This window comes from Streptomyces sp. NPDC054047 (genome assembly GCF_055585065.1).
Genome location: NZ_JBVJKV010000001.1, coordinates 668933 through 680629, shown reverse-complemented (window position 1 = coordinate 680629; position 11697 = coordinate 668933). Strand labels below are relative to the sequence as shown.

Sequence of the window (11697 nt, the reverse complement as noted above, 5' to 3'; positions counted from 1 at the left end):
GGACAATTGCGTCCCCAAATGAGAGGGAAGATCATGGCGCTTCTCGACCTGCAGAGCATGGAGTCCGACGAGATGACCGGTGGCGGCGGCGGTGGCGGCAGCCAGGTGAGCCTGCTGCTGTGCTGGAGCGACGCGAGCGTGCTGCTCTGTCTGTGACGCCGACCCGTGCCTGATCGGCACGGTTCGTGAGGGACCGGGCGGGGCCTCATCCAGAGGCACCGCCCGGATCCATCGATGCCACGGACACCCCGTCACGGACGGCCGCCACGGCCACTCCGCCACGGACACGAGGACTGCGAGGACCCGGACCGCATGGCGACCACGACCACCCGGCCTCCCCGACCCGACCACGACGCGGGCCTGTTGAAGGCCGCGACCCGCTACAGCGCCGCCCGCTGCGCGGCCCTGGCGCTGTGCAGCGTCGCGGGAGCGGGCGCGAGCCTCCTCCTGCCGTTCGCGATCGGCCGCGCCCTCGACGCCGTCCTCGCCGGGCACGCGGCCGGCCACGTCGGCGCCGACGCCACCCGCTGGCTCCTCGTGTGCACGGCGCTCATCGCAGCGAGCGCGCTCCTGGACGCCTGCGACGGCGTCCTCACCGGAACCACCAACGCCCGCACCACGGCCTGGCTGCGCGGCCGTGTCGGACGCCATGTGCTTGCCGTCGGGCCCCGCGCCACCGCGCGCTTCGCCCCCGGCGACCTGGTCGCCCGCCTCATCGACAACGCGGCACACGCGGGCGTCGCGCCCGCCACCCTCGCCGCGCTCGGCGCCGCCCTGGTCGCGCCCGTCGGCGCCGTGGTGGCCCTCGCCCTGATCGACGGCCGGCTCGCCGTGGTGTTCGTCGTCGGGGCGCCCGTCCTCGTCCTGCTCCTGCGGGCGTTCGTGCGCGTCTCGTCCGACTGCGTGGCGCGCTACCAGCAGGTCCAGGGTGACATCGCGGGGCGCCTCGGCGAGGCGATCGGCGGGGCCAGGACCATCGCGGCCGCGCGCACCGAGGACAAGGAGGCGGGGCGCGTCCTGGGGGCGCTGCCCGAACTCTCCCGTCAGGGACACCGGATGTGGCGGGTCCAGGGCCGCTCCCAGGCGCAGGCCGTCGCGGTCGCGCCCCTCCTGCAGATCGCGGTCGTCGCGGTGGCGGGCCACCTGGTGGTCCAAGATCGCATCAGCGTCGGCGAGTTGCTGGCCGCCTCCCGGTACGCGGTGCTCGCCACCGGCATCGGCATGCTCGTCGGACAGCTGGGAGCGCTGGTCCGGGCCAGGGCCGCGGCGCGGCGCCTGGGGGAGGTGCTCGCGGAGCCCGCGACCGCGTACGGGGACGAGGAACTCCCGCCGGGCGACGGGAAGTTGGAGATACGAGGGGTCAAGGTGACCCGGGGCGGGCGCACCGTGCTCGACGGCGTCGACCTGACCGTGCCCGCCGGAGGCACGCTCGCCGTGGTCGGGCGCTCCGGCGCGGGCAAGTCCCTTCTGGCGTCCGTCGCCGGCCGCCTCGCCGACCCCGACGAGGGGGACGTACGACTCGACGGCGTCCCCCTGCGCGCCCTCAGCCGCGAGGAGCTGCGCCGCGAGGTGGGCTACGCCTTCGAGCGGCCCGCGCTGCTCGGCACGACCCTGGAGGACACGATCGGCTTCGGAGCACCGCGCCCGGCACCGCCCCGCATCCGCGAGGCCGCCCGCGCCGCCCACGCGGACCCCTTCATCACCCGCCTCCCCGGCGGCTACGCCACGCCCTGCGGGGAGGCGCCCCTCTCCGGAGGCGAGGCCCAACGCCTCGGCCTGGCGCGGGCGTTCGCGCGGGGCGGGCGCATCCTGATCCTGGACGACGCGATGTCGAGCCTGGACACCGTGACGGAACACCACATCGCCGAGGCCGTGCTCCACCACACCCCGCACCGCAGCCGCCTGATCATCGCCCACCGTGCGGCGACGGCGGCCCGCGCGGACACGGTGGCCTGGCTGCACGAAGGCCGGATCAGGGCGGTGGGGACGCACGCGCAGCTGTGGGAGCGGCCGGAGTACCGGGAGGTGTTCGGCGCGTGAAGGGACAGGCCTTCGGCGGGCCCCCGCGGGGCCCCTACCGCCGGGGCGTCCGCTTCCTGCGGCGCAGGTGGCCGGTCGTGCTGCGGCTCGCCCTCTGGTCCGTACTGGAGACCGGGCAGACCTTCCTCACCGGGTACGCCCTGGCCAAAGCCCTGGACGACGGGTTCCTCGCGGGGCGCGAGTCGGTCGGCCTGGGGTGGCTCGGGGCGGCCGGGCTCGGCGTGGTCGTGGCCGCGTACGGCACCGGGCGGGTGTACCGCGCGGTCGCCGATCTGGTGGAGCCGCTGCGGGACACCCTGGTGCGGCAGGTCGTCGGCCGGGGGCTGCGGGACGCGGACGGGGGGTCCGTGTCCCGGCTCACCCAGCAGGTGGAGATCGCCAGGGACACCTTCGCGGGCCTGGTCCTCGTCTCGCGCTCCTTCCTCTTCACGGCGGTGGGCGCGCTGATCGGCCTGTTCTCGCTGGCGCCGCTCCTCCTCCTGGTGGTCGCGCCGCCTCTCCTCGCCGGTGTCGCGCTGTTCGTGGCGAGTTTGCGCCCGTTGGCCCGGCGCCAGGAGCGGTTCCTCGTCGCGGACGAGGGCATCGCGGGCCAACTGGGCGCGATCTCGCCGGGGCTGCGGGACGTCGCCGCGGCGGGCGCGGAACAGGGCGTGGCGGAGGACCTGGACCGGGGTATCGCCACGGAGTACGCGGCGGCCCGCGCCCTCGCCCGCTGGGGCGTCCTGCGCACGGCGGCCCTCGCGACCGGCGGCCAGCTCCCGCTCGTGCTGCTCCTGGTCACGGCTCCCTGGCTGCTGAACCAGGGGGTGACACCGGGCGCCCTGGTCGGGGCGATCGCCTACGTCACCCAGGCCCTGCTCCCGGCCCTGCACAACCTGATCAACGGCCTGGGCACGAGCGGCTCCCGCCTGGCCATCGTGCTGCGCCGCCTGACGTGGTCCCCGGGGGAGCGGGCGCCCGAGCCGGACCCGGAGGGCGTGCGGGCGACCGTGCCCGACGGGGAACCCGCCCTCCAGCTCTCCTCCGTCACCTTCGCCTACGGCCCGCTCGCCGAGCCCGTCGTACGGGACCTGACGCTCACCGTCCCGCAGGGCGGCCACCTGGCGGTCGTCGGCCCCAGCGGGATCGGGAAGTCGACGCTGGCCGGTCTGGTGGCGGGGCTGCTGGAGCCGGGGGAGGGGGTGGTCCGCGTGGGCGGGCGGCCGGTGCGGGGGCAGGAGGCCGTCGGGCGGCGGGTGCTGATCCCGCAGGAGGCGTACGTCTTCAGCGGGACGGTGCGGGAGAACCTGGAGTACCTGCGGGCGGACGCCGTCGGCGACGCGGAGCTGCTGGCCGCCGCGTCGGCCGTCGGGCTCGGTAGCGTGATCGAGCGGCTCGGCGGGCTCGAGGCCGCCGTCGACCCCGCCGCGCTCTCCGCCGGGGAGCGGCAGCTGGTCGCACTGACCCGCGCCTATGTCTCGTATGCGCCCCTCGCCCTGCTCGACGAGGCCACCTGCCACCTCGATCCGGTGGCGGAGGCCCGCGCCGAGCGGGCGTTCGCGGCGCGGCCCGGCGGCACCCTCGTGGTGATCGCCCACCGCATCAGCTCGGCCCGCCGCGCCGACCGGATCCTGGTGATGGACGGGACGCACACCCTGTGCGGCGGCCACGAGGAACTGCTGGAGAGTTCCTCGCTCTACCGCGAACTCTCCGGCAACTGGGGCCCCGCCGACCCCAAGGACAGGGCGTCACACCCAGCCCTCCCCGCGCGAGATCCGTATGGCGTCGATCCTGTTGCGGGCCCCCGTCTTGCGGGTGATGGCGGCCATGTAATTGCGCACCGTGCCGTTGGTCAGATGCAGGCGGTGCGCGATCTCGGCGACGGGCGCGCCGCCGGCGGCGAGTGACAGCACCATCAACTCCCGGTGCGTGAGCGGCATCTGAGCGGCCTTCAGGAAGCCGAAACCCAGGGACTCGTCCACGAACCGCAGGCCCGCCGCCACCTGTCTTATCCCGGTGAGCAGCCGGTCCGGTGGGCTCGCCTTGTCCACATAGCCGAGGGCGCCCGCCTCCATGCAGCGCCGGAGCAGCCCTGGCCGGCTCCCGGAGACCAGGACGAGGAGCGGGCTGCCGAGCCCGCCGCTGACCGGATGGGACTGCTCCCCGAACTCGACGGACGCGTACGCCGTGTCGCCGTCGGGGTCGACCACACAGACGTCGGGACGCACCGCGACGGTTCGTTCGCGGACGTTGTGCCACGGTGCATGGGACACCTCCAGATCCGGCTCACGGGCGAGGCGTTCCGCCAGAGCCGATCGCAACAGACAGGCGTCGTGCACGAGAAGTACCCGGATCACGTCTCGCTCCTCCAGGTCTCCGCCTATTTCGGTCCCGGTCGCTTCATTCAGCACGTAGACCATTCATAGCGGCGCCGACGGCCCGTACGGATGCGAGAACTGGCCAAGCGGGACCAGGAGAGGCTCAGGGGCGCAATTGCCAGGCGCGCGTGCGCCCCCCCGTGCCCCGATTCAGGGGGTGTGGACCGGGCGGTTCCGGGCAATACGCGAAGCTCTATGCGGTATCAGGAGACGTCAGGTCGATCAGGCGGCACACCATCTCGATGTCGATCTTGACCTGTGCGATCGACGCACGGCCCGAGAGCCAGGTGATCAGCGCGGAGTGCCAGGTGTGTTCGATGACCCGGACCGCCGAGAGCTGCTCGGGGGTCGGCGCTTCCGCCAGGCCCATCGCGTCCAGGATGATCGCCGTGGTCAGCCGCGAGACCGTGTCCACCTCGGGGCTCACGGAACGGTCGGCGAAGGTCAGCGCCCTGACCATCGCGTCCGCCAGATGCGGCTCGCGCTGCAGGGCGCGAAAGGCCCGCATCAGCGTCTCGGCGCACCGCTCGGCGGGCGTCTCGCCCGCGGGCGGGCGCTTACGGATCGTCGTGTGCATGTGCTGGAGCTGGTCCTGCATGGTGGCGACCAGGAGATGCACCTTGGAGGGGAAGTAGCGGTACAGCGTGCCCAGGGCCACGCTGGAGGACTCCGCGACCTCGCGCATCTGCACCGCGTCGAACCCGCCCCTGCTCGCGAGTTGGGCGCTGGCGTGCAGGATGCGGCGGCGGCGCGCCTCCTGCCGTTCGGTCAGGGGCGGCGACGCCGGATCAGCTGCTGCGACTTCCGCTGCCTTGGCTTCCGCTGTCATAGGTCCCGTTGTTCCGTCGTCCCGGTCCGGTGAGGTGGTGGGCCAGCATGGCAGGGGACCAGCCGTGGCGCGAATCACCTGATCCGGGCCTTACAGCGCGGCTACCTGCCGGTAGATTCAAAGCTCGTTCAGCGATCATTCAACGATCAAGTCTGAAACTTGTTCTAGATTACCGTCCCGGCGTAACCTCGCGGACAACCGCAGGGAGAAGGGGGCCGAGAGTGACCGCTGAGGCCATGGAGGCGGGCCCCCGGACGGGGCCGGGCGCCGATGGGGAGCGTCCGTTGCGCATCGCTCTCCTCACGTACAAGGGAAACCCGTTCTGCGGGGGCCAGGGCGTCTACGTGCGGCACCTCTCGCGCGAGCTGGCCCGCCTGGGCCACAGCGTCGAAGTGATCGGCGCGCAGCCCTACCCCGTCCTGGACGAGGGCCTCGAAGGCCTCACGCTCACCGAGCTGCCGAGCCTCGATCTCTACCGCTCGCCCGACCCCTTCCGCACGCCGAAGCGCGACGAGTACCGCGACTGGGTCGACGCGCTCGAAGTGGCGACGATGTGGACCGGCGGCTTCCCCGAACCCGCGACGTTCAGCCTGCGCGCCCGCCGCCATCTGCGGGCCAGGCGGGGCGAGTTCGACGTCGTGCACGACAACCAGACACTCGGCTACGGCCTGTTGGGCGACCTCGGCGCCCCGCTCGTCTCGACGATCCACCACCCCATCACCGTGGACCGGAGGCTGGACCTGGAGGCGGCGCCCAGCTGGCGGCGCCGCATGTCGGTGCGCCGCTGGTACGCGTTCACCCGCATGCAGAAGCGCGTGGCCCGCCGCCTGCCCTCCGTGCTCACCGTCTCCGGCACCTCGCGCCAGGAGATCGTCGACCACCTCGGCGTACGCGACGAGCGCATCCACGTCGTGCACATCGGCGCCGACACCGACCTCTTCTCGCCGGACCCGGCGGTCGCCGAGGTGCCGGGCCGGATCGTCACGACGTCCAGCGCGGACGTCCCGCTCAAGGGCCTGATCTACCTCGTCGAGGCGCTCGCCAAGGTCCGCGCCGAGAACCCGGCCGCCCATCTCGTCGTCGTCGGCAAGCGCGCCGAGGACGGCCCGGTGGCGCAGGCCATCGAGAAGTACGGCCTCCAGGGCGCCATCGAGTTCGTCAAGGGCATCACCGACGAGGAGCTGGTGGACCTGGTCCGCTCGGCCGAGGTCGCGTGCGTCCCTTCGCTGTACGAGGGCTTCTCGCTCCCCGCGGCCGAGGCGATGGCGACGGGCACGCCGCTGCTCGCCACGACCGGCGGCGCGATCCCGGAGGTCGCGGGCCCGGACGGCGAGACCTGCCTGGCCGTGCCGCCCGCCGATCCCGGCGCGCTCGCCGCGGGCCTGAGCCGGCTGCTCGGCGACCGCGAGCTGCGGGCCCGCCTCGGCGCGGCGGGCCGTGAGCGTGTTCTCGCCAAATTCACCTGGGCCCGCGCCGCCCAGGGCACCGCAGAGCTGTACCGCGCGGCGATCGCCGCCCCCCACGCCCGAACCAACTCGCGCGGGGGGACCCCCATCGCGGCCCCGCAATCCGGCCGCCCCGCGGCCACCACCCCGACGTACTCCGGGAGCCATCGCTGATGCTGACCGTCGACTTCACCCGCTTCCCGCTCGCCGCGGGCGACCGCGTCCTGGACCTGGGCTGCGGCGCGGGCCGGCACGCCTTCGAGTGTTACCGGCGGGGGGCCCAGGTGGTGGCCCTCGACCAGAACGCCGAGGAGATCCGCGAGGTCGCCAAGTGGTTCGCCGCGATGAAGGAGGCGGGCGAGGCGCCGGCCGGCGCGACCGCCACCGCCATGGAGGGCGACGCGCTCAACCTTCCCTTCCCCGACGCCTCGTTCGACGTCGTCATCATCTCCGAGGTGATGGAGCACATCCCCGACGACAAGGGCGTGCTCGCGGAGATGGTCCGCGTCCTGAAGCCGGGCGGCCGCATCGCGGTCACCGTGCCGCGCTACGGCCCCGAGAAGATCTGCTGGGCGCTCAGCGACGCGTACCACGAGGTCGAGGGCGGCCACATCCGCATCTACAAGGCGGACGAACTGCTCGGCAGGATGCGCGAAGCGGGGCTGAAGCCGTACGGCACGCACCACGCGCACGCGCTGCACGCGCCGTACTGGTGGCTGAAGTGCGCGTTCGGCGTGGACAACGACAAGGCGCTGCCGGTGCGGGCGTACCACAAGCTCCTGGTCTGGGACATCATGAAGAAACCGCTGGCCACGAAGGTGGCGGAACAGCTGCTCAACCCGGTCGTGGGCAAGAGTTTCGTGGCGTACGCGACGAAGCCGCACCTGCCGAAGACCGACGCGAAGACCGACGCGTGACGAGCCCGGAGCGGACGGAACACCTGGTCCTGCCCGGCGTCCTGACGGCCGATCAGGCCACCCGGACGGTCCGCGGGATTCTGGCGGTCCAGCGCGAGGACGGCGCGATCCCGTGGTTCCGCGGCCACCACCTGGACCCGTGGGACCACACCGAGGCCGCCATGGCCCTGGACGCGGCCGGCGAGCACGCGGCGGCGGCCCGCGCCTACGACTGGCTGGCGCGGCACCAGAATCCGGACGGGTCCTGGTACGCGGCGTACGCCGACGGCGATCCGCACGACGTGACGGACCGGGGCCGCGAGACGAACTTCTGCGCGTACATCGCCGTGGGCGTCTGGCACCACTACCTCTCGACCGGCGACGACACGTTCCTGGACCGGCTGTGGCCGACGGTGGTGGCCGCGGTGGAGTTCGTCCTCGCGCTGCAGCAGCCGGGCGGCCAGATCGGCTGGAAGCGGGAGCCGGGCGGCCAGCCGGTCGACGAGGCGCTCCTGACGGGCAGTTCATCGATCCACCAGGCGCTGCGCTGCGCCCTGGCGATCGCCGAGCAGCGCGAGGAGCCGCAGCCGGACTGGGAGCTGTCGACGGGCGCCCTCGCCCACGCCATACGCAGCCACCCCGAGCGCTTCCTGGACAAGGACCGCTACTCGATGGACTGGTACTACCCGGTCCTCGGCGGCGCGCTGACGGGCGCGCAGGCCAAGGCCCGCCTGGAGGAGGGCTGGGACCGCTTCGTGGTGCCGGACCTCGGCGTGCGCTGCGTCATCCCCAACAACTGGGTGACGGGCGGCGAGAGCGCCGAACTCGCCCTGGCCCTGTGGGTGCTGGGCGAGTCCGACCGGGCCCTGGAGATCCTCCAGTCGATCCAGCACCTGCGGGACGCGGAGTCCGGCCTCTACTGGACGGGCTACGTCTTCGACGACAAGGCGATCTGGCCCGAGGAACTGACGACATGGACGGCGGGCTCCCTGCTGCTCGCGGTGGCGGCACTCGGCGGCGACGAGGCCACCTGCGCGGTGTTCTCGGGCGAACGCCTGCCGGTGGGCCTCGCGCCGGAGTGCTGCGGGGCGGCCCAGTAGGCGCTCAGTAGCGGCGGAGACGGCCCGCTATGGCGTGGCCGACGAAGACGTACACGAGAGCCGCCAGGCCGTAGCCGCAGACGACGCGGGCCCATGCTTCGTCGAAGGTGAACAAGTCATGGGACCAGCCGGCCAGCCAGCGGGCCACGTCGTGGATGAATTGGACGAGGTCGTTGGCGCGGTTCGCGTCCAACAGATACATGAGGATCCACAGGCCGAGGATGATGGCCATCACGTCCGCGACGATGACGACGACCCTCGCTGCAGTGCTGCCACGTGCTTGTCGGGTGGACATAAGAGCCGTGTACCGGGATCGGGCCGGTTGAAACCCGTACGGGCTCGCCCGAGTGGCGGGTCCCGCCGCCAGGGGTGAGGCTGCCGGGAGAGCTGTCCACTCCTGGAGGTCCCCGTGTCGCTGTCCGCTGCGGCCGTCCGCCGGCCCCTCGTCGCGTCCGTGCTGTGCGGCGCCCTGCTCGCGGGGGCGACCGCGTGCAACGACGACGCCGACGCGGCGTCGGCGCCCTCGGCCTCCAGTTCCGCCGAGAAGCAGAAGTGGGCGAAGACGCGGTTCGTGGCGAACGCGGGGATCGCCGCCGGGGCCACCTACCAGTGGATCGTGAAGCCGTTCCGGGCCGGGAAGTTCAAGAAGGGCGCCGACGGGCGGAAGTTCGCCCTCATCAAGGCCGGGCTCGCGGGAACGCTCGCCTACAACCGTCTGAAGGCGGCGACGAAGAACGCCAAGGGCGACCCGACGCTGTCCAAGGCGGTGGCTCCGCTGACCGCGGGCATCGACGCCTTGAAGGATCTCCCCAAGAAGCTCCGCAAGGGCGACTCCACGGACTCGGTGGTGAACTCCTTCGACGACGTCATCAACCAGGTGAAGGACGCCGGGAAGAGCGCGGGGGCGGAAGTCAAGAACAAGGTGCCGTCCGCGGGGGAGCTGGCGAAGGGCTGAGCCCGGCTCCGGAGCCTCGCGCACCCTTTGTCTGCGTCGATCACCGGCTGTGCCGAGTCCGTCCCGAACGCCGGACGGGCTGAAGAGTCAGCCGTTCAGCTCCGCCAGCACCCGCAACGTATGACGGTCCGGCGCGAGGACCAGCAGATCCGTCACCGGGCCCTTGCGCCACAACTCCAGCCGCTCCGCGATCCGTTCCCGGGGGCCGACCAGGGAGATCTCGTCCGCGAACCGGTCCGGCACCGCCAGGACCGCCTCCTCCCGGCGCCCCGCCAGAAACAGCTCCTGAATTCGCCGGGCCTCCTCCTCGAACCCCATGCGCGCCATCAGATCCGCATGAAAGTTTCGCGCGGAGGCCCCCATTCCGCCGATATAGAACCCCAGCATCGCCTTGACCGGAAGCAAGCCTTCCGCCACGTCGTCGCAGACCTTCGCCCGCGCCATGGGCGCGACCATGAAGCCCTCCCGCGCTTCCGCGAGCGACGCCTCGTACACGTCGGACCGCATCGGCGACCAGTAGAGAGGCAGCCAGCCGTCCGCTATCCGCGCCGTCTGGGCGATGTTCTTCGGGCCCTCCGCGCCGAGCAGCACCGGCAGCTCCGCCCGCAGCGGGTGCGTGATCGGCTTCAGGGGTTTGCCAAGACCGCTGCCGTCGTCACCCCGGTACGGGTGCGAGTGGAAGCGGCCGTCGAGGGCGACCGGGGCCTCCCGCCGCAGCACTTGGCGGATCACGTCGACGTACTCCCGCGTCGCGGTCAGCGGCGACTTCGGGAACGCCCTGCCGTACCACCCCTCCACCACCTGCGGCCCCGAAAGCCCGAGCCCGAGCATCATCCGCCCACCGGACAGGTGGTCCAGCGTCAGCGCGTGCATCGCGGTCGTCACGGGCGAACGCGCCGCCATCTGCACGACCGCCGTGCCCAGCTTGATCCGTGAGGTCTGCGCCGCGATCCAGGTCAGGGGAGTGAAGGCGTCGGAGCCCCACGCCTCCGCCGTCCACACGGAGTCGTAGCCGAGCCGCTCCGCCTCCTGGGCGAGCTCCAGGTGCCCGGGATCGGGGCCGCGCCCCCAGTAGCCGAGTGCGAGTCCCAGGCGCATGCCCATACCCCGATTCATTCTGACGAGTCGTCAGTTCGACGCGAGGTGGCGACTGTACGACAACGGCCCCCCGCCCGGAAGGGCGAGGGGCCGCGAGGTGCGTCGGAGATCAGCCGCGCTGAATCCCCGTGGTGTCCTGCAGCACGCCGCGACGGCCGTCCTGCGTCTGGGCCACCAGGCCGGGACCGCGCTGCTCGACGGCCAAGTACCAGGTGCCGGGCGCCAGTTCGGCGATCGGCGTCGGCGAACCGTCCTCCGCGTACAGCGGACGCGGCACCGGCACGGCGAACCAGAACGGCGAGAAGTCACCGGTGGCCTGCGCCTGCCCGGGAGGCGGCGTCTGCTGCCCCGGCTGCGGCTGACCCGGCTGGGCGCCGTAGGGCTGACCCTGCTGCGGCTGACCGGCCTGCGAGCCGTACGGCTGGCCCTGCTGCGGCTGGCCCTGCGCACCGGGGTACCCGTACCCACCCTGCGGCTGGCCGCCGTAGGGCTGGGGGGCGGCGGGGCGGGGGGCGCCCATGAGGGGGGCCTTGAAGGCGGGGACCGTCAGGGCGAGGATCGCCCCGGCGGCCAGGACGAGCGTGGCGATGAGGGACAGGATCGTGCCGACACCGGCGTCGATGCCGCTGTCACCCGTCTGTCCCATGTTGTCGAAGCCGCCGGCCGGGTCGAAGATCTGGCCGAGGGCGCTCCAGAGGGAGGCGACGGTGAAGGCGACACCGAAGTGCCCGAGGTCGATGCCGAGCACCTTCGGGGCTGCCGGCAGCCCGCGGGCGACGACGATGCAGACGGCACCGATGACCCCGGCCAGCGTGACCCCCAGCAGGAACGGCCCGCTGTTCCAGGCGTTCGGCAGATCGGCTGAGTCCGAGACACCTTCGACGTCGATGATGTCCAGGAACGAGGCGATGAACAGCAAAACCGCTGCCCCGATCACCACGCCGTCGCCTCGAGTGAGAGAGCGGATATTCACTTCA

The 11697-nt window shown here is 72.5% G+C and carries 11 protein-coding genes and 1 pseudogene; 7 read left to right on the top strand and 5 right to left on the bottom strand.

Annotated elements, in window-relative coordinates; genetic code table 11:
• Positions 1-33: 33 nt before the first annotated feature.
• The 3 genes from ACZ6ZP_RS03155 to ACZ6ZP_RS03145 all read left to right on the top strand — a co-directional run bounded on the left by ACZ6ZP_RS03155 (position 34) and on the right by ACZ6ZP_RS03145 (position 3926).
• Positions 34-156 (top strand): SapB/AmfS family lanthipeptide, encoded by a 123-nt coding sequence (locus tag ACZ6ZP_RS03155; protein WP_351159892.1) that lies wholly within the window; start codon positions 34-36, stop codon positions 154-156.
• A gap of 156 nt (positions 157-312) precedes the next feature.
• A complete protein-coding gene (locus tag ACZ6ZP_RS03150; protein WP_469405337.1) occupies positions 313-2040 on the top strand; it encodes an ABC transporter ATP-binding protein in 1728 nt (575 codons plus the stop codon).
• Entirely contained in the window at positions 2037-3926 is a 1890-nt protein-coding gene (locus tag ACZ6ZP_RS03145; RefSeq protein ID WP_469405335.1) for an ATP-binding cassette domain-containing protein, read from the top strand. Before ACZ6ZP_RS03150 ends, ACZ6ZP_RS03145 begins: the two co-directional genes overlap by 4 nt.
• Here ACZ6ZP_RS03145 and ACZ6ZP_RS03140 read toward each other — a convergent pair.
• Both ACZ6ZP_RS03140 and ACZ6ZP_RS03135 read right to left on the bottom strand, forming a co-directional pair.
• A pseudogene (locus ACZ6ZP_RS03140) lies at positions 3852-4094 on the bottom strand (LuxR C-terminal-related transcriptional regulator); the annotation flags it as partial. The gene ACZ6ZP_RS03145 and the pseudogene ACZ6ZP_RS03140 overlap by 75 nt on opposite strands.
• Positions 4095-4590: 496 nt before the next feature.
• On the bottom strand, positions 4591-5226 hold the full coding sequence (locus ACZ6ZP_RS03135) for a TetR family transcriptional regulator (RefSeq protein ID WP_351159885.1): 636 nt from the start codon (positions 5224-5226) through the stop codon (positions 4591-4593).
• A gap of 221 nt (positions 5227-5447) precedes the next feature.
• On the opposite strand from ACZ6ZP_RS03135, the gene ACZ6ZP_RS03130 reads away from it, so the two are divergent.
• The 3 genes from ACZ6ZP_RS03130 to ACZ6ZP_RS03120 are packed head-to-tail and all read left to right on the top strand — an operon-like array spanning position 5448 to position 8667.
• Positions 5448-6845, top strand: a complete 1398-nt coding sequence (locus ACZ6ZP_RS03130; RefSeq protein WP_351159883.1) for a glycosyltransferase family 4 protein — start codon at positions 5448-5450, stop codon at positions 6843-6845.
• Positions 6845-7588 carry a class I SAM-dependent methyltransferase gene (locus ACZ6ZP_RS03125; RefSeq protein WP_351159880.1) on the top strand — a complete coding sequence of 248 codons (744 nt, stop codon included), beginning with the start codon at positions 6845-6847 and terminating at the stop codon, positions 7586-7588. Before ACZ6ZP_RS03130 ends, ACZ6ZP_RS03125 begins: the two co-directional genes overlap by 1 nt.
• On the top strand, positions 7585-8667 hold the full coding sequence (locus ACZ6ZP_RS03120; RefSeq protein ID WP_366462100.1) for a glucosidase family protein: 1083 nt from the start codon (positions 7585-7587) through the stop codon (positions 8665-8667). Before ACZ6ZP_RS03125 ends, ACZ6ZP_RS03120 begins: the two co-directional genes overlap by 4 nt.
• Positions 8668-8671: 4 nt before the next feature.
• Here the strand turns inward: ACZ6ZP_RS03120 and ACZ6ZP_RS03115 are convergent, their stop codons facing one another.
• Positions 8672-8962 (bottom strand): hypothetical protein, encoded by a 291-nt coding sequence (locus ACZ6ZP_RS03115; protein ID WP_344521026.1) that lies wholly within the window; start codon positions 8960-8962, stop codon positions 8672-8674.
• Between the two features lie 114 nt (positions 8963-9076).
• Between ACZ6ZP_RS03115 and ACZ6ZP_RS03110 the strand changes: the two genes are divergently transcribed.
• Complete coding sequence (locus ACZ6ZP_RS03110; RefSeq protein ID WP_351159872.1) at positions 9077-9622, top strand: hypothetical protein; 546 nt, start codon at positions 9077-9079, stop codon at positions 9620-9622.
• 87 nt (positions 9623-9709) lie between these two features.
• On the opposite strand, the gene ACZ6ZP_RS03105 is transcribed toward ACZ6ZP_RS03110, so the two are convergent.
• Together ACZ6ZP_RS03105 and ACZ6ZP_RS03100 are read right to left on the bottom strand one after the other, a co-directional pair.
• Positions 9710-10720 (bottom strand): LLM class F420-dependent oxidoreductase, encoded by a 1011-nt coding sequence (locus ACZ6ZP_RS03105; protein WP_351160678.1) that lies wholly within the window; start codon positions 10718-10720, stop codon positions 9710-9712.
• A 109-nt stretch (positions 10721-10829) separates the two neighbouring features.
• On the bottom strand, positions 10830-11693 hold the full coding sequence (locus tag ACZ6ZP_RS03100; RefSeq protein ID WP_366462101.1) for a hypothetical protein: 864 nt from the start codon (positions 11691-11693) through the stop codon (positions 10830-10832).
• Positions 11694-11697: the final 4 nt, after the last annotated feature.

What these genes read in the sequence shown, in the direction of transcription:
- ACZ6ZP_RS03155 (WP_351159892.1), top strand. Translation starts at nt 34, where the DNA reads ATGGCGCTTCTCGACCTGCAGAGCATGGAGTCCGACGAGATGACCGGT.
- ACZ6ZP_RS03150 (WP_469405337.1), top strand. Translation starts at nt 313, where the DNA reads ATGGCGACCACGACCACCCGGCCTCCCCGACCCGACCACGACGCGGGC.
- ACZ6ZP_RS03105 (WP_351160678.1), bottom strand. Translation starts at nt 10,720, where the DNA reads ATGCGCCTGGGACTCGCACTCGGCTACTGGGGGCGCGGCCCCGATCCC.
- ACZ6ZP_RS03125 (WP_351159880.1), top strand. Translation starts at nt 6,845, where the DNA reads ATGCTGACCGTCGACTTCACCCGCTTCCCGCTCGCCGCGGGCGACCGC.
- ACZ6ZP_RS03135 (WP_351159885.1), bottom strand. Translation starts at nt 5,226, where the DNA reads ATGACAGCGGAAGCCAAGGCAGCGGAAGTCGCAGCAGCTGATCCGGCG.
- ACZ6ZP_RS03115 (WP_344521026.1), bottom strand. Translation starts at nt 8,962, where the DNA reads ATGTCCACCCGACAAGCACGTGGCAGCACTGCAGCGAGGGTCGTCGTC.